Source organism: Streptomyces sp. NPDC127038 (genome assembly GCF_042725875.1).
GTDB lineage: Bacteria > Actinomycetota > Actinomycetes > Streptomycetales > Streptomycetaceae > Streptomyces.
Genome location: NZ_JBHXDQ010000008.1, coordinates 146,097 through 167,130, shown reverse-complemented (window position 1 = coordinate 167,130; position 21,034 = coordinate 146,097). Strand labels below are relative to the sequence as shown.

15 protein-coding genes and 1 tRNA gene are annotated in these 21,034 nt (G+C 72.3%); 7 read left to right on the top strand and 9 right to left on the bottom strand.

What is annotated here, in order from left to right:
* Positions 1 to 33 precede the first annotated feature (33 nt).
* A complete protein-coding gene (locus ACFWI4_RS09180; protein WP_387192726.1) occupies positions 34 to 1,635 on the top strand; it encodes an aromatic amino acid ammonia-lyase in 1,602 nt (533 codons plus the stop codon).
* A 43-nt stretch (positions 1,636 to 1,678) separates the two neighbouring features.
* Here ACFWI4_RS09180 and oxc read toward each other — a convergent pair whose 3' ends face one another.
* Together oxc and ACFWI4_RS09170 are read right to left on the bottom strand one after the other, a co-directional pair.
* Positions 1,679 to 3,433, bottom strand: coding sequence for an oxalyl-CoA decarboxylase (gene oxc, locus ACFWI4_RS09175; RefSeq protein WP_387192723.1), 1,755 nt, complete (start codon positions 3,431 to 3,433; stop codon positions 1,679 to 1,681).
* Between the two features lie 208 nt (positions 3,434 to 3,641).
* Positions 3,642 to 4,574, bottom strand: a complete 933-nt coding sequence (locus ACFWI4_RS09170) for a LysR family transcriptional regulator (RefSeq protein ID WP_387192720.1) — start codon at positions 4,572 to 4,574, stop codon at positions 3,642 to 3,644.
* A 202-nt stretch (positions 4,575 to 4,776) separates the two neighbouring features.
* Between ACFWI4_RS09170 and ACFWI4_RS09165 the strand changes: the two genes are divergently transcribed.
* Positions 4,777 to 5,466: a GntR family transcriptional regulator gene (locus ACFWI4_RS09165; RefSeq protein ID WP_387192717.1), complete on the top strand. Its 690-nt coding sequence runs from the start codon at positions 4,777 to 4,779 to the stop codon at positions 5,464 to 5,466.
* A 47-nt stretch (positions 5,467 to 5,513) separates the two neighbouring features.
* Here ACFWI4_RS09165 and ACFWI4_RS09160 read toward each other — a convergent pair whose 3' ends face one another.
* Positions 5,514 to 6,401 (bottom strand): acyl-CoA dehydrogenase family protein, encoded by an 888-nt coding sequence (locus ACFWI4_RS09160; protein WP_387192714.1) that lies wholly within the window; start codon positions 6,399 to 6,401, stop codon positions 5,514 to 5,516.
* A 195-nt stretch (positions 6,402 to 6,596) separates the two neighbouring features.
* A complete protein-coding gene (locus ACFWI4_RS09155) occupies positions 6,597 to 7,151 on the bottom strand; it encodes a beta-class carbonic anhydrase (RefSeq protein WP_385398223.1) in 555 nt (184 codons plus the stop codon).
* Between the two features lie 187 nt (positions 7,152 to 7,338).
* Here ACFWI4_RS09155 and ACFWI4_RS09150 point away from each other — a divergent pair, with 187 nt between their 5' ends.
* Together ACFWI4_RS09150 and ACFWI4_RS09145 are read left to right on the top strand one after the other, a co-directional pair.
* Positions 7,339 to 9,744 (top strand): heavy metal translocating P-type ATPase, encoded by a 2,406-nt coding sequence (locus ACFWI4_RS09150; RefSeq protein ID WP_387192710.1) that lies wholly within the window; start codon positions 7,339 to 7,341, stop codon positions 9,742 to 9,744.
* A gap of 199 nt (positions 9,745 to 9,943) precedes the next feature.
* On the top strand, positions 9,944 to 10,783 hold the full coding sequence (locus tag ACFWI4_RS09145) for an ABC transporter substrate-binding protein (RefSeq protein ID WP_387192707.1): 840 nt from the start codon (positions 9,944 to 9,946) through the stop codon (positions 10,781 to 10,783).
* Between the two features lie 18 nt (positions 10,784 to 10,801).
* Here ACFWI4_RS09145 and ACFWI4_RS09140 read toward each other — a convergent pair whose 3' ends face one another.
* Positions 10,802 to 13,570 carry a SpoIIE family protein phosphatase gene (locus tag ACFWI4_RS09140; RefSeq protein ID WP_387192704.1) on the bottom strand — a complete coding sequence of 923 codons (2,769 nt, stop codon included), beginning with the start codon at positions 13,568 to 13,570 and terminating at the stop codon, positions 10,802 to 10,804.
* A gap of 160 nt (positions 13,571 to 13,730) precedes the next feature.
* A complete protein-coding gene (locus ACFWI4_RS09135) occupies positions 13,731 to 14,477 on the bottom strand; it encodes an SGNH/GDSL hydrolase family protein (RefSeq protein ID WP_387192796.1) in 747 nt (248 codons plus the stop codon).
* A gap of 210 nt (positions 14,478 to 14,687) precedes the next feature.
* Between ACFWI4_RS09135 and ACFWI4_RS09130 the strand changes: the two genes are divergently transcribed.
* The gene (locus ACFWI4_RS09130) at positions 14,688 to 15,422 is read left to right on the top strand and encodes a 2'-5' RNA ligase family protein (RefSeq protein ID WP_387192701.1); all 735 of its coding nucleotides are present in this window, start codon (positions 14,688 to 14,690) and stop codon (positions 15,420 to 15,422) included.
* Between the two features lie 152 nt (positions 15,423 to 15,574).
* Positions 15,575 to 16,864 (top strand): Ig-like domain-containing protein, encoded by a 1,290-nt coding sequence (locus ACFWI4_RS09125; RefSeq protein ID WP_387192698.1) that lies wholly within the window; start codon positions 15,575 to 15,577, stop codon positions 16,862 to 16,864.
* A gap of 101 nt (positions 16,865 to 16,965) precedes the next feature.
* Here ACFWI4_RS09125 and ACFWI4_RS09120 read toward each other — a convergent pair whose 3' ends face one another.
* Both ACFWI4_RS09120 and ACFWI4_RS09115 read right to left on the bottom strand, forming a co-directional pair.
* Positions 16,966 to 17,502, bottom strand: a complete 537-nt coding sequence (locus tag ACFWI4_RS09120) for an SMI1/KNR4 family protein (RefSeq protein ID WP_387192695.1) — start codon at positions 17,500 to 17,502, stop codon at positions 16,966 to 16,968.
* A gap of 144 nt (positions 17,503 to 17,646) precedes the next feature.
* Positions 17,647 to 17,731 (bottom strand) — tRNA-Leu (locus tag ACFWI4_RS09115).
* A gap of 142 nt (positions 17,732 to 17,873) precedes the next feature.
* On the opposite strand from ACFWI4_RS09115, the gene ACFWI4_RS09110 reads away from it, so the two are divergent.
* Positions 17,874 to 19,205: a DUF2254 domain-containing protein gene (locus ACFWI4_RS09110; protein ID WP_387192692.1), complete on the top strand. Its 1,332-nt coding sequence runs from the start codon at positions 17,874 to 17,876 to the stop codon at positions 19,203 to 19,205.
* 114 nt (positions 19,206 to 19,319) lie between these two features.
* Here the strand turns inward: ACFWI4_RS09110 and ACFWI4_RS09105 are convergent, their stop codons facing one another.
* Positions 19,320 to 20,885 carry an aldehyde dehydrogenase family protein gene (locus ACFWI4_RS09105; RefSeq protein WP_387192689.1) on the bottom strand — a complete coding sequence of 522 codons (1,566 nt, stop codon included), beginning with the start codon at positions 20,883 to 20,885 and terminating at the stop codon, positions 19,320 to 19,322.
* Between the last annotated feature and the right edge of the window lie 149 nt (positions 20,886 to 21,034).

The window sequence follows — 21,034 nt, the reverse complement described above, 5'->3', positions numbered from 1 at the left end:
GGACGGTGTACGGCTGAGGAGTGAACGTCCGTCATGCTCGACCGCACAGCCGCCACGGCCGCCACGGCCTTCGACGGCCGGGGCCTGGATGCCGCCACGGTGGCCCGGATCGCCGACGGAGCCACGCCTCCACCCCTGTGTCCGGGGGCACTTGAGGCGATGGAGCACACCCGGCGGGCGGCGGAGCGGCTGGCGGCCGAGGGCGCCCGGGTCTACGGACGCAGCACCGGCGTGGGCGCGCACCGCGGGCTCGCCGTCGAGGACCCCGGCGGAGCGGGCCACGATCTGCGGCTGCTGCTGAGCCACGCGGGCGGTACGGGCGAGCCCCTGCCGGCCCGCCAGGTCCGCGCGATGATGCTGGTGCGCGCGAACCAACTGCTCGCCGCGGGTTCCGGGTCGGGCCCCGAGATCGCCACGGCCCTGGTGCGGGCGCTCACGGCGGGAGTGCATCCCGAGGTTCCCGAGTACGGGTCCGTCGGCACCGGCGATCTCACGGCGCTGGCCCAGCTCGGGCTCGCCCTCTTCGGCCACGGAACGTGGTCGGGCGACGGACCGTGGGGCGGGCGGACGGTTCCCGGGCCCCTTCCCCTGCGAAGCGGGGACGCGCTGGCCCTGATGAGCAGCAACGCCCTCACCCTCGGGCAGTCCGCGCTCGCCTGGAACGACCTCGGGATCCCGCTGCGCGCCGCGCACGTCGTGGCCGCGCTCTCCCTGCACGCCGTCGACGGTTCCCTCGAACCGTACGCACCCGAGGTCCACGCGGCCCATCCGCACCCGGCGATCGCCCGGGCCGCGGCCCGCGTCCGCCGGCTGCTCGGCGCGGGGGCCGGAGGAACCACAGCCGGAGGAACCAGAGCCGGAGGAGCGACACCCGGACGAGCCACAGCCGGAGGAGCGACAGCCGTACCGGGACGGCCGGGCGGAGCGCCGGCACGGGTGCAGGACCCGTTCGGCTTCCGCTGTTTCCCGCAGGCCCACGGTCCCGCGATGCAGGCGTGGTCCGGCCTGGAGCGGGTGCTGTCCATCGATCTCAACTCCGCCACCGAGAACCCGCTCATCGGCTGGGACGACACCACGGGCGCTCCCCACGCCCTGCATCACGGCGGGTTCTTCACCGCGCCGCTCACCCTCGCGCTCGACCGGCTGGACCTCGCCGTGCTCGGCACGGCCCGGCTGTCGGCGGCCCGGCTGTCCGCCCTGGGCCGCCCCGAACTGACGGGACTGCGCTCCTACTTGGCCGACGCCTCCACGGCCGGGTCCGGAATGATGATCCTGGAGTACAGCTCCGCGTCGGCCCTCGCCGAGATCCATGCGTGCGCCGCACCGGCCGCGCTCGGGCACGTGGTGCTGTCCCAGGGACTGGAGGAGGCGGCGACCTTCGCCACCCAGGCCGCCCGCAAGTCGCTCCGGGCGGCACAGGCGTACCGGCTGGTCCTGGCCTGCGAACTCGTGGCGGCCGTACGGGCGTTGCGCCAGCGGGACACCCCGCCCGCGCCCGGCACCCCGGCGGGCCGCGCCTACCTCCGCGCGGCGGCGGCCCTGAACCCGGACATGCGTGACCGACCACTGACCGAGGATGTCAGCACGGCCGCGTCCCTGCTCGACGAGTTCGCCGGTCTCACCGGCGAGGACTGAACACCCGGACGGCCGCTCCGGCACAACCGGACGGCCCGGCGGCTCACTCGGGGCCGGACGCGATGGTGCCCGCCGTGATGCCCTTCGGGTTCAGATGGGCGATGTGGCCGCTCTCCGTGCCGGCGGAGGGGTCGATCGCGCAGTCGATCAGTGCCGGGCCGCCGGAGGCCAGGGCCTCGGTGAGGGCCGCGGTGACCTCGGCGGGCGTGGTCGCGCGGTAGCCCTTGCCGCCGAACGCCTCGATCATCCGGTCGTGGCGGGCCGTGAGCATCAGGGTGGTCGGCGAGGGCGCGTCGCCGAGGGGGTTGACGTCGTCGCCGCGGTAGACACCGCCGTTGTTCAGGACGACCGTGACGACGGGCAGCCCGTACCGGCAGATCGTCTCCAGCTCCATGCCGCTGAACCCGAACGCGCTGTCCCCCTCCACCGCGACGACCGGGGCGCCGCCGCTCTCGACGGCGGCGGCGATGGCGTAGCCCATGCCGATGCCCATCACGCCCCAGGTGCCGCTGTCGAGGCGGTGCCGCGGTACGCGCATGTCGATGACGTTGCGCGCGATGTCCAGCGCGTTCGCGCCCTCGTTGACGATGTACGTCTCCGGGTGCTCGCGCACGACGTCACGGACGGCCCGCAGGGCGCCCGTGAACCCCATGGGGTGCGGGTCCGCCGCCAGTCGCTCCGCCATTTTCGCCACGTTCCGCGCCGACCGCGCGCCCAGTTCGGCGCGCCAGGCGGCGGGGGCCGCGATCCGGCCGGGCTTGGCCCGGTCGGCGATCGCCTCCAGCACTGATTCGATGTCCCCGACGAGCGGGGCCGCGATGGGCTGGTTGCTGTCCATCTCCCGTGCCTCGATGTCGACTTGGACGAACCGGGCGTCCGGATTCCAGCGCGGTGCCGCGCCGTGGTCCAGCAGCCAGTTGAGGCGGGCGCCGACGAGCATCACGACGTCGGCCTTCCTCAGGGCCAGCGACCGGGCGGCGGCGGCCGACTGCGGGTGGTCGTCGGGCAGCAGCCCCTTGGCCATCGACATCGGGACGAACGGGATGCCGGTGGACTCCACGAACTCGCGGACCCGTTCGTCGGCCCGCGCGTACGCGGCTCCCTTGCCGAGCACCAGCAACGGCCGCTCGGCGCCCGCGAGCAGTTCGACGGCCCGGTCCACCGCCTCGGGCCCCGGGATCTGCCGCGGCGCGGGGTCGACGAGCCGGCTCAGTGTCCTCGCGCCCGCCTCCGCGTCCATGACGGAGCCGAGCACCGCGGCGGGGATGTCGAGGTACACCCCGCCGGGCCGGCCGGAGACGGCGGTGCGCAGGGCGCGGGCGATGCCCCTGCCGATGTCCTCGGCGCGACCGACCCGGTAGGCGGCCTTGCAGAACGGCTGGGCGGCCGCGAGCTGGTCCATCTCCTCGTAGTCGCCCTGCCGGAGGTCGACCAGGTGCCGCTCGCTGGAGCCGGAGATCTGCACCATGGGGAAGCAGTTGGTGGTGGCGTTGGCCAGGGCGACCAGACCGTTGAGGAATCCCGGCGCGGACACGGTCAGGCAGATTCCGGGCCGCTTGGTGAGGAACCCGGCGGCCGCCGCCGCGTGACCCGCGTTGCTCTCGTGCCGGAACCCGATGTAACGGATGCCCCGGGCCTGCGCCAGCCGGGCCAGGTCGGTGACCGGGATGCCGACGACCCCGTAGACCGTGTCGACGTCGTTCATCCTCAGCGCGTCGACGACCAGGTGATACCCGTCGGTGAGCTCGGTCTGCGGGTCGGTGTTCGCCGCGGTGTCCGGTGTCGAGGGGGCGGTCATGGTCCGGGGTCCTCCTTGGTCGGATCGGTCGCTACGGCTGCTCCTCCCACCTTCGGCGACCCGTTCGGCGACGTCCAAGACCGATCGGCGACCGGCTGACACACCGCGTCTATCAAGAGCCGGAGGAAGGAGGGTCACTGAACTCCCTTGCGGGGTGTGGTCGTTCCGGGGAACCGACGACGTACGGACCCGGTGGGCCGGTCCGGTGTCAGCCCACCGGGTGCTCGTGCGCCAGGGGCCGGCCGAAGACCTCGTCGAGCGCCAGGCCCGTCGCCGCCCGCACGAAGGCCCGCGCTGCGACCGAACCGGGCGTCCCCGCGTGGATCGCCACCGAGACCTGGGCACCGGCCTCCGGATCGACCAGGGGCAGGGCGCGGGTCCTGCCGACAACGGGCATCGCGCGCAGCCAGGTGTGCGGGACGATGCTCGCCCGGGCTCCGCCGCCGACGTGGGCGTAGAGCGCGGCGATGGAGTCCGTCTCCACCTGCGGGGTCACCTCGCACCCCTTCTCGGCGAAGACGTCGTCGATGAGCCGGCGGACGCGCATGTCGGGGGTCAGCAGCGCGAGCGGCAGTTCGGCCGCCTCCGCCCAGGTCGCCGAGGTGGCCGTGGACATGAGCTGGTCGTCGGCGACCAGGAGCATGTACCTCTCCCGGTACAGGGGGACGGCCTGAAGTCCTTCCCGCTCGCCGGGGTCGAAATGGGCGATGGCCGCGTCGATCTCGAAGTCCCTCAGCCCGCGGTGGAGTTCCTTCGTCGACAGCCGGGAGCGGACCTGCACCTTGGCCAGCGGGTGCGCGGCGCAGAACGCGGCCACGGGGATCGCGAGCGTCGTCGAGGCCGTCGGGTCCGTGCCGAGGCGGAGCGTCCCGGTGATGCCCGACCGCACCGCGGCCACCTCCGCCTTGAACGCGTCCTGTTCGGCGAGGATCCGTTTGGCCCACACGACGAGCCGTTCCCCTTCGGGGGTCAGGCCCTGGTAGGCGTGGCCGCGGTTGATGAGCGTGACGTTCAACTCCCGCTCCAGTTTGGCGATCGCCGCGGACAGCGCGGGCTGCGAGACGTAACAGGTCCCCGCGGCCCGTGCGAAGTGCCTCTCCCTGGCCACCGCGACGAAGTACTCCAACTGCCGGAACAGCACGAGCGACTCCTCTCCCCTTCACACCTCTCGGAGCGGGAACGTGCGCCGGGGGCACCCCGGCCGACCTGGGATCATCTCCCGGCACCCCGCCATCCTGCATACGAAAACCTGTATGCTGACGCCGCCGTCGGCGACCCTCTCGGCGGCCACCTCCTGGCAGAGCCGTCGGCCCCACGGGGCCCGGTGGCGGAACGGGGCTCCCATGCGTGAGGCACTCACGGCCGCCGCCACCCGGCGCGTCACCCGCCCGGCACCGCTGCGGCAGGCGGTCTACGACGCCCTCACCGAGCTGATCGTCAACGGCTCCCTCAAGCCCGGCCAGCATCTCGTCGAGGCCGAACTCGCCGAACATCTCGGGGTCAGCCGCCAGCCCGTGCGCGAGGCGTTGCAGCGGCTCCAGACCGACGGCTGGGTCGACCTGCGCCCCGCCCAGGGGGCCTTCGTCCACTCGCCGACCGAGGAGGAGGCGGGCCAACTCCTCGGCGTGCGCGCGGTCCTGGAGACCTACTCGGCCCAACTCGCGGCCCAGCAGGCCGAACCCGGGGACGTCGAGCGGCTCTGGGAGCTGCACCAGGAGGGTGTCGACGCCCTCGCCGCCGGCGACGTCGAGCGTCTGGTCGAGGCCAACACCGCGCTGCACGCCTTCATCACCTCCCTCGCCGCGAACGCCGTACTGGCCGAACTGATCGCGGGAGTCGGCCAGAAGGTGCGCTGGTACTACACGCCGATCGCGCGGCCCCGCGGCAAGGAGGCCTGGAACGAGCACGCCCAGCTGATCAGGGCCATCGCCAAGGGGGACGCCGACCGCGCCGGCGAGGTCATGCGCAAGCACACCGAGCGCACCACCGCGTTCTACCGCAGGCAGCTCGCCGCAGGGGCGGGCCAGGACTGAACGAGGGGGCTCGCGTACGGGGCTCGCCGCCGGGGCCGTCCGCGGGATCACGGTCCGAGTCCTGGGCCGGGGCCGAGGCCGAGTCGGGGGCCGGAGCCGAGCCGGGGGTCGACTCCTGGGCCGGGGCCGAGTCGGGAGCCGACTCCGGGGCCGGGGCCCTTGCTCCCGTCAGGTTCGGGGGCGAGTCCGGCTCCGGGGCCGGGAAGGGCGCCGGCGACCGCGGCCCCGAGGGCCAGCAGCCAGGGCCGTACGCGGCCGAGCAGGATGTCCCGCCCTCCGCCGTCCCGTCCGAGCATCACATCGGCGGGTACGAGCACCGGATCCGCGTACAGCGTGGCGGTTCCGCTGCCGCTGGGCCCTCCGCCGTCGGGCCGGGCCGGGACGAAGAGCTCCGGGGCCTGCGCCGGGACGACCCACAGGGTCAGACCCTCGGACCCGGCGAGCGGCCGCGAGGACCAGAGGTAGCTGTCGGCCTCCCCCGCCGCGACCACCCACCGCTTGCGGCCCCGCAGGGCGACCACGTCGGCGAAACGGGTCGCGACCGAGCGGGACCTCCCGTACGGGTCGTCCCCCTCCCCCGCCCCGCACGATCCGCCCTCGCGGAGGGCGAGGCCGACGAGGTGCCGCCCGGCGGCGATCTCCTCGCGCACCCAGGAACCACCGGAGGACTCGACGGCGGCGACCGCCGCGAAGTGGGACGTGAGCACGGCCGCGGTCGCCGGGCAGACGCGCGCGGTCCGTGCGACCACGTCGGCGGCCTCCGGCAGCCCGAGCCCACCGCCCCCGGACTCCCGGGCGACGGTCAGTCCGAGCACGCCCGCGCGGCCCAGCGCCGACACGGACTCCCGGGGGAACTCGCCCTCCCCGGCCGCCCGTTCGGCCGCGGGTCCGACGATCTCGGCCAGCACGACCGAGAGAGAAGTACGACAGGACACGGCCGGCCCCCTCCACGCGAACGGCTTCACGCGACTGCATACAGTATGCGGCTGGGTTGTCCGCGCGCGCCAGAGCCCTGCACGGACCGATCCGGTGGGACCGCCCGGCACGGGATCGCCCGGGGGGGTCCGCGGAGGTGCGACCGCCGGGCGACGGCTCGGCCACCCGGCGGCGAGGAAGGGGAAAGGAACAGCTCAGGCCCGCGGGTCGATCTCCCGCAGCAGCCCGGTGGTGACGTCGAAGACGAAGCCGCGGACGTCGTCGGTGTGCGGCAGGAACGGTGACGTACGCACCCGCTGCATCGACTGCCGTACGTCCTGGTCGACGTCACGGAACGACTCGACCGCCCAGGCGGGCCGCTGCCCGACCTCCATCTCCAGCTCGTGCCGGAACTCCTCGGTGATGCTCTGGAGACCGCAGCCCGTGTGGTGGATGAGTATGACGCTACGGGTCCCGAGCGCACGCTGACTGATCGTCAGGGAGCGGATGGTGTCGTCGGTGACCACACCGCCCGCGTTGCGCACGGTGTGGCAGTCGCCCAACTGGAGGCCCAGCGCGGCATGGAGATCGATCCGGGCGTCCATACAGGCCACGACGGCGACGCGTTGGACGGGGCGGGCGTCCCTGCCCGGGTCCACGAAGCCCGCGGCGTACGCGCGATTGGCCGCCACGAGCCGGTCGGTGACCGTCCCGTCGGCCGGAACCGCGCCGGTGGAGCGGGCCGGGCGACGGGATGCTGAAGTCGACATGGAAGGGCTACCTCACTCTGGTCGGCGACGGAGAGACCTCTACCCGGCCCATGTATGTGATATGCGATAACCCGTCCGCGACGGGCCGGCGGAGGGTGCGCCGCGCCGCTGCGTCATCCGGTGGGAAGGTGCGGCGTGCGCCCGCGCAGCGGGGCCGGATCGCCGGCCGCTGCGCCACAGTGGTGTGGTGCACGACCACGAATCGGAGCGCGGCGGCCGCAGGGTGACGCTGGAGGACCGCAGCACCGCCGTGCTGGACGTACGGGGACTGCGCTGGGCCTCGCAGCAGAGCACCGTCACCGCGGTCCTCGGACGGCGGCCGGGGGTGCTCGACGTCGAGACCAACCCGGTGGCCCAGACGGCGACGGTGGTCTACGACCCGGGTCGTACGTCCGTGGCGGAGCTGCGGCGGTGGGTGACGGAGTGCGGCTACCACTGCGCGGGCCGGTCCGTCCCCGAACACCTCTGCGACCCACTGACCGAACCCGGCCCGACGACGACGGCGGGACCCGAACCCGCCCCGGCCTCGGCGTCAGCCTCCGCGCCCGCGTCCCCGTCGGCCGAGACGACGGACGGACTGGAGGACGGCGGTCACGCCGGTCACGGGGACATGTCGATGGCCGGCATGATCGCCGACCTGCGCGACCGCTTCCTCGTGGCCGCGCTCTTCTCGGTCCCCATCGTGCTGTGGTCGCCGATCGGCAGGAACCTCCTCCGCCTCGACCTGCCCGTCCCCTTCGGGCTGCGGGAGGACGTGTGGGCGCTGCTGCTGAGCCTGCCGGTGATCCTCTACTCCTGCACCCCCTTCTTCGGCGGCGCCCGGCGCGCGCTGCGCCACCGCACCCTCGACATGATGGCGCTGGTGGCGGTCGCGGTGGGCTCGGGCTGGCTGTACTCGCTGATCGTGACCCTCATCGGCGGCGGCGACGTCTTCTACGAGGCCGTCACCGTGCTGGCCTCGTTCGTCCTGCTCGGGCACTGGTTCGAGATGCGGGCCCGCGGCGGTGCGAACGACGCCGTCCGCACCCTGCTCGACCTCGCCCCGCCCAAGGCGCTCGTCCTGCGCGACGGTGAACCGGTGGAGGTGCCCACCGCCGAGATCATGGTCGGTGACCTGCTGCTGGTGCGCCCCGGGGCCAAGATCGCCGTCGACGGCGTGGTGGAGGAGGGTTCGAGCGAGATCGACGAGTCGATGGTCACCGGCGAGAGCCTGCCCGTGCACAAGGAACCGGGCTCACCGGTCGTCGGCGCCACCATCAACGCGAACGGCACGCTGCGGGTACGGGCGACGAAGGTCGGCTCCGACACCGCGCTCGCCCGGATCGTGCAGCTCGTCCAGCAGGCGCAGAACTCCAAGGCCCCCGGGCAGCGGCTGGCCGACCGCGCCGCGTTCTGGCTGGTCCTCGTCGCCCTGATCGGCGGTGCCGTGACCCTGACCGTCTGGCTGATCGCGGGCCGCCCGCCGAGCGAGGCCATGCTGTTCGCGATCACCGTCGTGGTGATCACCTGCCCGGACGCGCTCGGACTGGCCACGCCCACCGCGATCATGGTGGGAACGGGACTCGGCGCGAAACGGGGCGTGCTGTTCAAGAACGCCCTGGGCCTGGAGACCTCGGCCCGTGTCCGGACCGTCGTGATGGACAAGACGGGCACGCTCACCAGGGGCGAGCCGGAGGTCACCGACGTCCTCACCGACGCCCGTACGACCGAGGAGGACCTCCTGCGACTGGTCGCCGCGGTGGAGCGGGAGTCGGAACACCCGCTGGCGGAGGCCGTCGTACGGTACGCCGAGGCCAGGGGGATCTCCGCCGAGCGGGCGGTGGACTTCGTGAACGTGCCGGGCCGGGGCGCGGTCGCCCGGGTGTCGGGTCACCGGGTCGTGGTCGGCAACCGCCGGCTGGCCGAACGCGAGGGCATCGCCCTCGGGGAACTCGGCGGGGACCGGGAGCGGCTGGCCGCCACGGGCCGTACGGTCGTGATCGCGGCGGTCGACGGCCGCGCGGCCGGACTCATCGCGATCGCCGACGCGCCGAGGGAGACGTCCCGGGCCGCGGTCCGTGAACTGCACGCGCTCGGTGTCGAGGTCGTCATGCTCACCGGCGACAACCGGGCGACGGCCGAACGGATCGCCGTACAGCTCGGCATCGGCACCGTGATCGCCGAGGTCCTGCCCGGCGACAAGGCGGCGAAGGTGGCCGAACTCCAGGCCGGCGGCCGCAAGGTGGCCATGGTGGGCGACGGTGTGAACGACGCTCCCGCGCTCGCGCAGGCGGACCTCGGTATCGCGATCGGCGCGGGCACCGACGTCGCCGTCGAGACGGCGGACCTGGTCCTGATGCGGTCCGACCCGCTGGACGTGGCCACCGCCCTGCGCATCGGCCGGGGCACCCTGCGCAAGATGCGGCAGAACCTCGGCTGGGCCATCGGCTACAACGCGCTGGCGCTGCCGATCGCCGCCGGCGTGTTCGAACCGGCCTTCGGTCTCGTCCTTCGCCCGGAGATCGCCGCGCTGTCCATGTCCGGCTCCAGCTTCGTCGTCGCCGTCAACGCCCTCGCCCTGAAGGGACTTCGGCTGCCCGGCACCGGGACGTGACCGGGCGAACGGAAGGCGGCGGATCCCGTCGGGGAACCCGGGCCGTCCCGGTCCTCCGCGGGAGGAGGACGGACCGGTCCTCGCACGTGGCTCCGGCGGTCGTACGGTTCATGGTGATTTATGGTGGCTCAAGGAGGATGCCCCCACCGGAGGTGCAATGATGCGCGCCGCGCCAGCGATCGCCTCTCTGGCTGTCGGCGTGGCACTCACCGTCGCGACATCGGCCTGCGACGAGGGCGGGTCGGAGACGACGCACGCCCAGTACGGGAACTGCCAGGTCAGCGGACGTCACGGGGAGTTCCATCTGTCGCCGAGGACGGCCGGCGCCCTCACCGTCAAGACGACCCTGCCCGCGCCGGGCTGGTGGAACGGCAATACGCCGGAGTCCGTCAAGAGCGGCTACGAGTACTGCATGGCCGCCAACATCGCCTACCGGTCCGGACTCGACCGGGTGAAGGTGGAGAACGCGCCCTTCCCCGAGGTCGTGTCCGGCCGGACCAAGGACTTCGACCTGGCCCTGGCGCAGATCACGATCACCCCGGAACGGAGCAAGGTCGCCGAGTTCTCCCCGCCCTATCTCGACTCGACCCTGGGCGTGCTGATCAGGGACGGCGAGAAGATCAACGAGAACAACCTCCGTGACGTCCGCATCGGGGTCGCCGAGGGCACCACGGGCGAGGCGTTCGTCAAGAACCGCCTCAAGCCGACCAAGCCCGTCACCGCCTTCCCCAACGACCCCGACATGGTCACCGCGCTGGAGAAGGGGCGGATCGACGCGGTCGTCCACGACACGACGATCCTGCTGGCGTATCCCCAGAAGCGGGAGGGCAGGGTGCGCCTCATCGGCCAGTACCGGACCGACCAGGGGTACGGCGCCCTGTACCCGAAGGGATCACCGAACAGGACCGAGCTGGACCGGGTCATCAAGCAGCTGATCGACGACGGGACCCTCGCCAAGCTGTCGGTCGTCTACCTCGGGGGCGCGTTCGGCCAGGACCCGGACAAGATCCCGTACTTCAAGGTCGTCAGCGGTTCCTGAGCCGGGTTCCGCCCCGCCTCACAGGTCCGCCATCAGCAGGGCCCCGAGGTCACCGGCGGCTCCGGCGTCGAGCGCCTGCTCGGCCCAGATGATCTTTCCCCGGTCGGTGTAGCGGGTCCCCCAGCGGCGGGACATCTGCGCGACCAGGAACAGACCCCGTCCGCCCTCGTCGGTGAAGGTCGCGCGGCGCAGGTGCGGGGAGGTGCTGGTGCCGTCGCCCACCTCGCAGATCAGGCTGTCGCGGTCGTGCAGCAGCCGCAGGGTGATGGGGCTGCCCCCGTACCGGATGGCGTTCGTGACCAGTTCGCTGAGGATCAGCTCCATCGTGAACGCGGCCTCGCCGAGCCCCCAGGCCTCCAGCCTGCGGGTGGCCTCGGCACGGATCCGGGGGACGGCCGCGGGGTCGTCGGGCACCTCCCACTCCGCGACCTGCTCCGGGTCGAGCAGCCGGGTACGGGCGACCAGCAGGGCGACGTCGTCGCTCGATCCGGTGCGCAGCATCGCGTCGAGCACCGCCCGGCAGGTGTCGTCCGGGGTGGCGCCGTCCGTCTCGGCGAGCGCCTCCCGCAACATGCCGAGGCCGACGTCGATGTCACGGCCGCGGGCCTCGACCAGGCCGTCGGTGTAGAGGACCAGCCGGCTGTCGGCGGCGAGCCGGAGTTCCGCCGTCTCGACCGGCAGCCCCGCCCCGACGCCCAGCGGCGGGGCGACGGGGATGTCGGGGAAGGTCACGGAGCCGTCGGGGGCGACCAGCGCCGGACCGGGATGGCCCGCCCGGGCGAGGACGCACCGCCCGGTGACCGGATCGTAGACCGCGTACAGGCAGGTGGCGCCGGTGATGGCCTCGGCCGCCGCGTCCTCGTCGATCCGGGTGATCAGGTCGTCCAGATGTCCGAGGATCTCGTCCGGCGACAGGTCGAGGGCGGCGAAGTTGTGCACCGCCGTCCGCAGCCGGCCCATCGTCGCGGCGGCGTGCAGACCGTGTCCCACGACGTCGCCGACCACCAGGGCCACCCGGGCGCCCGGCAGCGGGATGACGTCGTACCAGTCGCCGCCCACCCCGGCCTGGGCGGGCAGGTAGCGGTGCCCGACGTCCAGCGCGGACAGCTCGGGGAGCACGCCGGGCAGCAGGCTGCGCTGGAGGGTCACGGCCGTGATGTGCTCCCGGGTGTAGCGGCGCGCGTTGTCGATGCACACGGCCGCCCGGGCGGCGAGCTCCTCGGCGGGGGACAGGTCGTCCGCCTCGAAGGGGTCCTGGTCGGAGCGCCAGAACTCCACGACCCCCAGCAGCTGGCCGCGCGCCTTGAGCGGCACCGAGATCATGGAGTGGATGCCGAAGTCGATGATCCTCTGCGCCTTCTCCGGGTCCTGGGCGCGCCAGCCGTCGGCCCAGGCGAGGTCCTCCACCAGGACCGAGCGGCCGGTGGTCATCCCGATGGTCACCGGGTTGCCGGGCACATAGCGCACGAGCGTCCCGGCGGGGCGGAGGGGCGCGTCGTCCCGGATGCCCGCGGCCGCGATGCGGCGCATGTCCGTGCCCTCCCCCGTCGGCTCGCCGCCCTGGAGCACGGACTCCGCCAGCTCGACGGTGGCGAAGTCGGCGAAGCGCGGGACCGCCACCTCGGTCAGTTCCTCGGCGGTGCGCGTCACGTCGAGGGTGGTGCCGATCCGTGTGCTGGCCTCGTAGAGCAGGCGCAGTCGCCCGCCCGCCACGTCCGCGCGTCCGGCGAGGGCGCGCAGTTCGGTGGTGTCGCGGAGGGTGGCCACGCTGCCGCCCTTCGGGCCCACCGGCCGTACGTTGACCGCGAGCAGGTTGTCCCCGGCCAGGAAGACCTTGTCCGTGGCCGCCCGGCCCGATGCCAGCAGCTCGGCCAGGGCCGGGCTCAGTCCGAGTTCGGTGACCGGCCTGCCCTCGGCCTCGTCCGGCAGCGCGACCAGCCGGCGGGCCTCGTCGTTGACCAGCAGCAGCGTTCCGTCGCCGTCCAGGATGATCACGCCCTCGCGGACCGCGTGGAGCACCGCGTCGTGGTGCTCGTACATCCGGGTCATCTCCTCCGGCCCGAGACCCCCGGTCTGGCGCCGCAGACGGCCGCTGACCAGGGCCGAGCCGCCCGCGGCCAGGAGCAGTGCGACACCGCCCGCGGCGAAGATCACCGGCAGCTGCTGCTGCACCACCCCGGCCACCTTGTCCACCGTGACCCCGACGGTGATGAGGCCGACGACGGTCCCCTTGTCGTCGAAGACGGCCACGGTCGAGTCGACGGCCTTGCCCAGGCTGCTGTCGAACGTGGTCTGGTGGGGCGTGCCGCCGAGCGCGTCGCTGTAGGAGGTGGTGACGTGCTTGCCGATCTGCGACGGGTCCGGATGGGTCCACCGGAAGCCGTACGGGCTCAGCGCCACGACGTAGTCGACGCCGGTCTTCTTGCGCACCACCTCGGCGTGGGGCTGGAGCAGCGCCGTCGGGTGTTTGCTCTTCATCGCCGGCGCGGTGCCCGGGGCGTTCGCGAAGGTCTCGGCCACCGACAGGGACCGGTCGCCTGCCTCCCGGATCGCCCGGTTGCGGTCCTGGATCACGAGCACCAGCACGGCCGTGGCGATGAGCAGCAGGACGACCACCAGTTGCAGCAGGAAGACCTGTCCGGCGACGCTGCGCGGGGTCAGGCGCGAGCGAAGGCGCGCGGCGGCCGATCGGCGATGGGCCTCCGGGCCGGCTTCCGGCGGTCCGGTCTTCGGCGGCACACGGTCGCCCCGGCGGCTCGCTGGGACGTTTCGCCCAAGTTTGCCCATTTCCTCAGTATCAGCGACCGACCCGGAGGGCGCGGCTCAGGAGGGCGCGGCTCAGGAGGGCTCGGCTCAGGAGGGCCGAACCCGGGCTCCCCGGCTCTCGGGTTCCCGGGACGGCTACGGAGGTCGGGGGGCGAGCCGGTTCGGGCCCACCCCGGGGAGGTCAGCTGTTGGCGTTGAGGACGGGGTAGTAGCCGCTCGCGTGGCCGGTGGCGGTGGGGTGGTAGGACTCCCAGCTGGGCGAGACCACCAGGGAGTGCAGCCAGCCGTCGCTGGAGCACAGTTCATGGCCGCTGAAGGTGGAGCGGACGTCTCCGAAGACGAAGCCGTGGGCGGCGGCACGGGCGGCGATGACACCATCGATGACGTCAGAGGCCTCGTCGATCTTGCTGTGCTTGGTGGCGCTGAGGCCGACGCAGAAGACGTTGAGCGTATACATGTGCGGGTAGCCGAGGACGACCACCTTGGCGTTGGGGGCCTTGGCGCGGATGGCGTTGTAGGTGGCGTCGAGGCGGGCGGGGAGCGTGTTCTGGGCGTAGCTCTCGGCGGTGTTCACGCGGTTGACGCAGTCGGTGTCGGAGCCGGTCACGCAGGTGGTCATGACGTCCGAGAAGCCGGCGTCGTTGCCGCCGATGGTGAGGGAGACGAGGCCGGTGGAGGAGTTCAGAGGGGCGAGCTGACTGTTGGTCACGTCTGTCGTGACCGCGCCTGAGCAGGAGGTGTCGGCGAACGAGGACGGCGCGTGGGCGTTTTTCCACAGATAGGGGTAGGCACTGAGGCTGCGGTGGCAGTCTCCGCTCGAACTGTCGTAGTTCCCCGCGCCGTTGCCGGCCGAGTACGAGTCACCCAGCGCGACATAGGCCGGTCCGGCGGCGTTCGCCGGACCGGTCAGCACCAGGCCGAACATCATCGCGAGCCCGAAGGCGACAAGGGTGGATCGTAAGTTGACGCGTCTCACAGGACCTCCCTGAGCGGGAAAGCTGGCCCTCATTTGGTACAACAGGCAATCACCTGGCGGAAGTGTTCATGTCAAGATTGTTTCCGTATTCAACATCACGTTTGACGTCACGGAAACATGCACGGGGGCCGGTGCGGGCGGAACGCGCGGCACCCTGGAGGGGTGGACGCCATCGACCGTGGAGGGGGGGACCACGTCGACCCTGAGGAGGTGGACGGGATCGGCCCGAGCGGGATGGCGCCCGTCGACCCCGGCGGGGTGCACCCCCTCGGCCCCGGCGGGACAGCCCCCGTCGAGACATCCCCCCGCACGGCGGTGGCCTGGGTCCCGCCCGCGGAGCTGTGGCCGCCGATCCAGGCGGTCCGCCGGGACCACGACCCGCAGATCCACCGCTGGCCGCCGCACGTCAACGTCCTCTTCCCGTTCGTGCCCGAGCCGGACTTCGACCGGGCCGCCCCGCTGCTCGCCGCGGCGAGCGCCGGGACCCCGGTGTTCACCGCCCGGCTGGACGGCATACGGACCTTCCGGCACCGGGCGTACTGCACCGTGTGGCTGGACCCGGCCGCGGCCGGCGCGGCGCCGTGGGAGGACCTGCACCGTTCGCTGAGTCAGCGGTTCCCGTTCCGCCGCGGGTCCGCCAGACCCTTCACCCCGCACCTATCCCTGGGCCGGACCCGGGACCCGCGGCGCGGCGGCGCCGACTGCGCCGCCCGGCTCGACGCCATGACGGCGACGGTCTGGGAACTCGTCCTGCTCTCCCGCAGGGGGCACGGCCCGATGCGGCCACGCGCCACGATCGCCCTGAGCACGGGCGAGATCCGCCTCCTCCCCGCGCCCGGCCCCGAGGCGCCGGGACCGGAGGACACGGCGTGGCTCTCCGGCATCACCGACAGGTGAGGCCGCCGCACACGCGGAGATCGTATGCGTGAGACCCGCCACAAACCCCTCCCCCAAAACGGACTAAAGCGCAAAAATGCTTCTTTGGAGCAGATTGCCGCCCTCGGTGACCGGCTCCAGCTATCCGACGACCAGCGGCATGGGAGAAGCGTTTGATCACCGTACGCAAGCGACGCACCGGACTGATGGCTACGGCCGGAGCACTCGCACTCACGGCGCTGGGCGGTACCAGCTACGCAGCCACCAACGACACCGGGACCCACCCGGGCACACAGGGACAGACGCAAACACAGACACAAACACCGACGCAGACACAAACACCGGCGCAGACGCCCTCGCAGTCGGCGGCGCCCCAGTCGGGCGCCCAGGACACCTCCGACGCCCGAATAAGGATCACGCCCGGGCAGGAGGTCCACGGCGTCGCGCTCAACGACTCCGTGCACGTCACCGTCAGCAACGGCCGGCTCACCAAGGTGACCATGACCGCCGTCGCGACCGGTACGGAGATTCCGGGCACCCTGTCCGCGGACGGCACGTCCTGGAAGCCGAAGGGCGCGCTGAAGGAGGCCACCAGGTATTCCGTCACCGCGGAGGCCGACGACGCGCAGGGCCGTTCCGCCACGGAGGGCGCCTCGATCTCCACGGTCTCCCCGGTCAACGACTTCATCGGGCACCTCTCCCCCGGGAACGGCTCGACCGTCGGCGTGGGCATGCCGGTGAGCTTCACCTTCGACAGGGCGGTCCACGACAAGGCCGCCGTCGCGTCGAAGATCCAGGTCAGCTCCAGCAGCGGCCAGCAGGTCGTCGGCCACTGGCTCAACGGCAGCCGGCTCGACTTCCGCCCCCAGCACTACTGGAAGGCCGGCTCCACGGTCACCGTCAAGATGACGGTCGACGGTGTCGAGAAGACGGCCACGTTCAAGGTCGGCCGAAGCCAGATCAGCACCGTCGACGCCAGGACGAAGCAGCTGACGGTCGTGCGGGACGGCAAGACGATCAAGACCATCCCGATCTCGTCCGGCAGCGCCGAGCACCCGACGTACAACGGTCAGCTGGTCATCGAGGAGAAGTTCACGCACGTCCACATGAACGGTGCGACCGTCGGTCTCACGGAGAAGGACGGCAAGCCCTCGTACGACATCAAGGCCGTGCCGCACGCCATGCGGCTGACGGACTCGGGCACGTTCATCCACGGCAACTACTGGGGTGCCCCCTCGGTCTTCGGCAAGGTCAACACCAGCCACGGCTGCGTGGGCCTGAAGGACGCCAGGAACGCCGACGACCCCCGGACGCCCGCCGCGTGGTTCTTCAACCACTCGATGACCGGCGACGTCGTGATCGTCAAGAACTCCGCGGACAAGACCAAGGTGGCCCCGGACAACGGCCTCAGCGACTGGAACATGTCGTGGAGCCAGTGGGTCTCGGGCAGCGCGTCCCACTGACGCCACCCCGCTCACCCAGGTGAGCCAGCCCCCTCCGCCGGGCGGCGGCCGACCCCCCACCGACCGCCGCCCGCGGCCCCGGCCCGCGATCCACGCACTGATCACATCTCCAGCGCAGGGCGGAATTCATGCGCGGGTAGCGGAAACCGGTCCCACAGAATCTCCGACCGGATCTCACCGGTGAGCACTGCGGTGAGGAACTGGGTCACGGTCATGTCGTAGCGCTCCCAGTCCTCCCCCGACTCGCTGTTGATCAAGAGGGGCCGCGAGTCGGGGTCGTCGGCCGGCCGGACGAGCCAGTACAGGTACTCGCCGTTGTCCGTGGTCGCCCAGCAGATCAGGCGATTGCCCCCGGATTCCATTTCCGCCGGCCTGTCCTCGAACCGCCACAGCGAATCGTTCGCTTCTTCGCGTTCGGCGCTGATCTTGACCAGGTCATAGACGTCATTGGGACAGCCTGGCTCCAGCAGGAGCAGGTACTCGTCCAGGAGTCCGCCGCCGAAGGCTTCGACGAGGTCCCGGTAGTCCGTGGGGAGCCCCGTGCCCAGCTCGGCTTCGACCGCCTCCCAGTCCCAGGAGCGCTCCGGCGCCGCAGGCCCCCGCAGGAGCTCGGCGAGCCGACCCGGTTCCGGGCTCATTCGGTCCCCCTCTTCTCGTTGCCGTCTGGTCAGCTCTTACGGTTCCGTGCGAGCGGTGCTCACGATCGGTCACGAGAACGCAAATAGGGCCGCGACCATGTGGTCGAGACCCTCATCTGCGTAGCACTACAACGAGTGTAGAAGTGTCCGAGGGGGGACTTGAACCCCCACGCCCGATAAAGGGCACTAGCACCTCAAGCTAGCGCGTCTGCCATTCCGCCACCCGGACAAGGTGTCTGCCGCCTGGCCGGGGGTGTTCCCCGCGGCGACATGGACAACAATACCAAGGTTTCGGAGTGCCTTTCACCTGCATATCCGGGCCCCCGGAGCGGGTCCGCGGAGCTCGGTGGGGGTGCGCCTACAGTCTCACCATGGGTGACTGGATGACTACCGGTGGTCTGCGGGAAGGTCGGCGGCCGAGGACGCTGTCGCCGTGGCGGGAGCATCTTCGGGACACGTTCTGGTTCGCGCCCACCGCGGCCATGGTGCTGGTCTTCGTGGTCTGGGCGCTGGCGACCGAGGCCGACACCGCGATCGTCACCTCGCTGCACGAGGCGCGAGACTTCGACACCCTCGACGATCTGCTGCGGCTGGCCGACGACGCGAAGGCCGTGGTGACCGTGGTCAGCTCGGCGATGATGACCTTCATCGGCGTGGTCTTCAGCATCTCGCTGGTCGCCGTGCAGATGGCGAGCGGGCAGTTCAGTCCGCGGGTGGTCCGGATCTTCGTACGGAGCAGGATCACCAAGGCCACCTTCGCGGTGTTCCTGGCCACGTTCCTGCTGTCGCTGCTCGTGCTGACCTCGTACGAGGGGCAGGCCGAGGCCCGGTACGTGACCTCGATCCCGCTGGTCCAGTCGGTGCTGACGCTCACGATGCTGGGGCTGAGCCTCCTGCTCTTCGTGCTGTACGTGAACCAGACCCTGCGGCTCATGCGCGTCAGCCATGTCATCGACCGCATCACCCGCGAGGCGTTCAAGGTCGTCGCGCGCATGCCCGTGGGCCGTTCCACCGGTGAGGAGGAGGCGCTCGGGCCCGTGACCGCCCGGATCACCCATCACGGGCGGGCCGGCGTCCTGCGGGACGTGCACATCACCCGGCTGGTGCGGGCGGCCCGGCAGCAGGGTGTCGTACTGCGGCTGATCCCCCGGATCGGGGACTTCGTCGTACCGGGCATCCCGCTGTTCGCCGTGCACGGGGGTCCCGCCCCGGCGGGACGCTCGCTCAGCCGCACCGTGTCCGTCGGGGTGGAGCGCACGTTCCACCAGGACTTCGCGTTCGGGCTGCGGCAACTGTCCGACATCGGACTGCGGGCGCTGTCGGCCGCGATCAACGACCCGACCACGGCTGTGCAGGCGATCGACCGGATCGTGCAGTTCCTGGCGGCCGTCGCCGGCCGGCCCCTCGACGCGGCACTGCATCGCGACCGGCGCGGGGACCTGCGGCTGGTGCAGCCGGTGCCGGGGTGGACCGAGCTGGTCGATCTCGGGTTCGCCGAGATCCGCGGCTGCGCGGTGGGCACGCCGCAGGTCACCCGGCGTCTCGTCGCCGGGCTCGACGATCTGGCCGCGATCGCCCCCGAGGACCGCCGTGAGCCCCTGCTCCGGCACCGGGCACTGCTGATCGAGGCCGTCGAGCGGTCGGTCCCCGAACCCTCGGACCGCGCCTTCGCCCTGCGCCCGGACCGACAGGGCATCGGGTGACCGGCCCGTTCACACCATCGGGCGACCCGCCGGACCCACGACACCGGGTGGGCGACCGGTCGGGTTCACGGCAACCCGTGGTCAGGTTCACGGCACCCCGGTGACCCGCCGGGCTCACGGCATCAGGTGGTAGTCCGGGAAGTTCCCCGGCAGCCGTTCCCCCGCCGGGCCCCGCGTCACCGCCCGTACCAGGAGTTCCCCGCCCACGAAGGCACCCCGCCACGACGCTCCGAAGCCGCCGAAGAGCTCGTCGCGGTCGCCGCGCGAACGGGGCCTGCCGTGGCCGACCTTGAAGGCGCGGATCTGCGGGGCCAGCCGGGCGTACGTCTCCTCGTCGTCCGTGGACAGCGTGGCGACCAGCGCTCCGTTCGAGGCGTTCATCGCGGCGAGCAGTTCGGCCTCGGTGTCGACCAGGACGATGGTGTCGACCGGGCCGAAGGGTTCCGCGTGGTGCAACGGCGAGGAGGGGGGCGGGTTGAGGAGCGTGACGGGCTGGACGTACGCCGCCGTGTCCTGGCCGGGCAGGAAGCGGGAGTCGGAGGCCCTGCCGCGGTACAGCGGGACCGCGCCCCGGTCGATGGCCTCGGTGACCTGGTCCCTCAGTTCCTTGGCCTTGGCCGCGTTGATGACCGGGCCGAAGTCCAGCGACGGGAAGGGGTCGTCGGGCCGTTCGACGGCCAGCGGGTGGCCGGTGCGCAGGGTGCGGACGGCCGGCAGGTAGGCGGCGAGGAAGTCGTCGAACAGGGAGCGCTGGACGACGAAGCGCGGGTAGGCGGTGCAGCGTTGCTTGCCGTAGTCGAACAGCTTGGGCACGACGGCCGTCAGCGCGTCCCAGTCCGTGTGGTTCCAGACGCCCCAGGTGTTGAGGCCCTCCTGTTCGAGGACGTGGCGCTTGCCGAGGTCGGCGACCGCGGTGGCCACGGCGGCGCCGGTGTCCCGGCCTCCCACGAAGGAGACGCAGCCGATCTCGGGCGCGCGCACGAGCGCCTCCGAGAGCTCGCCCCCGCTGCCGCTGACCAGGGAGAGTGGGAGTCCCTCGCGCACGGCGAGCGCGCAGGCCAGGGCGAGGCAGGCGACACCGCCGTCGGTGGGCGTCTTGGCGATGACCGCGTTGCCCGCGAGCGCCTGCACCAGCATCGCGTGGACGAGGACGCTCATCGGGTAGTTCCAGCTGGCGATGTCGGAGACGGGCCCGTCGAGCGGGGCCCGGCCCTCCAGCATCGGCTCGATGCCGTCGACGTACCAGCGCACGCCGTCGATCGCCCGGTCCACGTCGGCCTGGGCCTGCCGCCAGGGCTTGCCGATCTCCCAGACCAGCAGGAGGGCGAGCAGTTCGCGGTGTCCGGTGAGGGCGTCGAGGGCGGCGGCGACGCGGGCCCGGCGCTCGGCGAGGGGTACGTGGCGCCAGGCGCGGTGCTGGTCGAGCGCGGCGCGGACGGCCGAGCGGGCGGTCTCGCCGTCGAGCCGGGGCGGTCCCGCGATGGGACCGCCGTCGACGGGGCTGGTGGCGGGCAGCGCCCGGCCGTCGGCCTGCCAGCCGGAGTTCCAGAGGTTGAGCACCCGGTCGTCGCGGAACGCCTCGGGGGCGACGGCGAGGGACCGCCGCCAGGCGTCGGCCCAGGAGGTGCCGGACTTGAGGACGAGAGGGGTGGCGGCGAGGGGGCCGGAGTGCGGTGGCACCGGGCCGGGAGGATTGGGCCCGGGGTGCGACGGCACGGGATCCGGAGGGGTGGGGCCGGGGTGCGACGGCACCGGGCCGGGAGGGGTGGGGCCGGGGGTCGGCATCGGGTGTCTCCGCTCTCGGTGCACGGTCGGGGGCGGGGGCCCGG

Excerpts from the sequence above, each read along its gene's own strand:
- ACFWI4_RS09180 (WP_387192726.1), top strand. The coding sequence starts at position 34 with ATGCTCGACCGCACAGCCGCCACGGCCGCCACGGCCTTCGACGGCCGG.
- oxc (WP_387192723.1), bottom strand. The coding sequence starts at position 3,433 with ATGACCGCCCCCTCGACACCGGACACCGCGGCGAACACCGACCCGCAG.
- ACFWI4_RS09165 (WP_387192717.1), top strand. The coding sequence starts at position 4,777 with ATGCGTGAGGCACTCACGGCCGCCGCCACCCGGCGCGTCACCCGCCCG.
- ACFWI4_RS09155 (WP_385398223.1), bottom strand. The coding sequence starts at position 7,151 with ATGTCGACTTCAGCATCCCGTCGCCCGGCCCGCTCCACCGGCGCGGTT.
- ACFWI4_RS09140 (WP_387192704.1), bottom strand. The coding sequence starts at position 13,570 with ATGGGCAAACTTGGGCGAAACGTCCCAGCGAGCCGCCGGGGCGACCGT.
- ACFWI4_RS09135 (WP_387192796.1), bottom strand. The coding sequence starts at position 14,477 with ATGATGTTCGGCCTGGTGCTGACCGGTCCGGCGAACGCCGCCGGACCG.
- ACFWI4_RS09120 (WP_387192695.1), bottom strand. The coding sequence starts at position 17,502 with ATGAGCCCGGAACCGGGTCGGCTCGCCGAGCTCCTGCGGGGGCCTGCG.
- ACFWI4_RS09110 (WP_387192692.1), top strand. The coding sequence starts at position 17,874 with ATGGGTGACTGGATGACTACCGGTGGTCTGCGGGAAGGTCGGCGGCCG.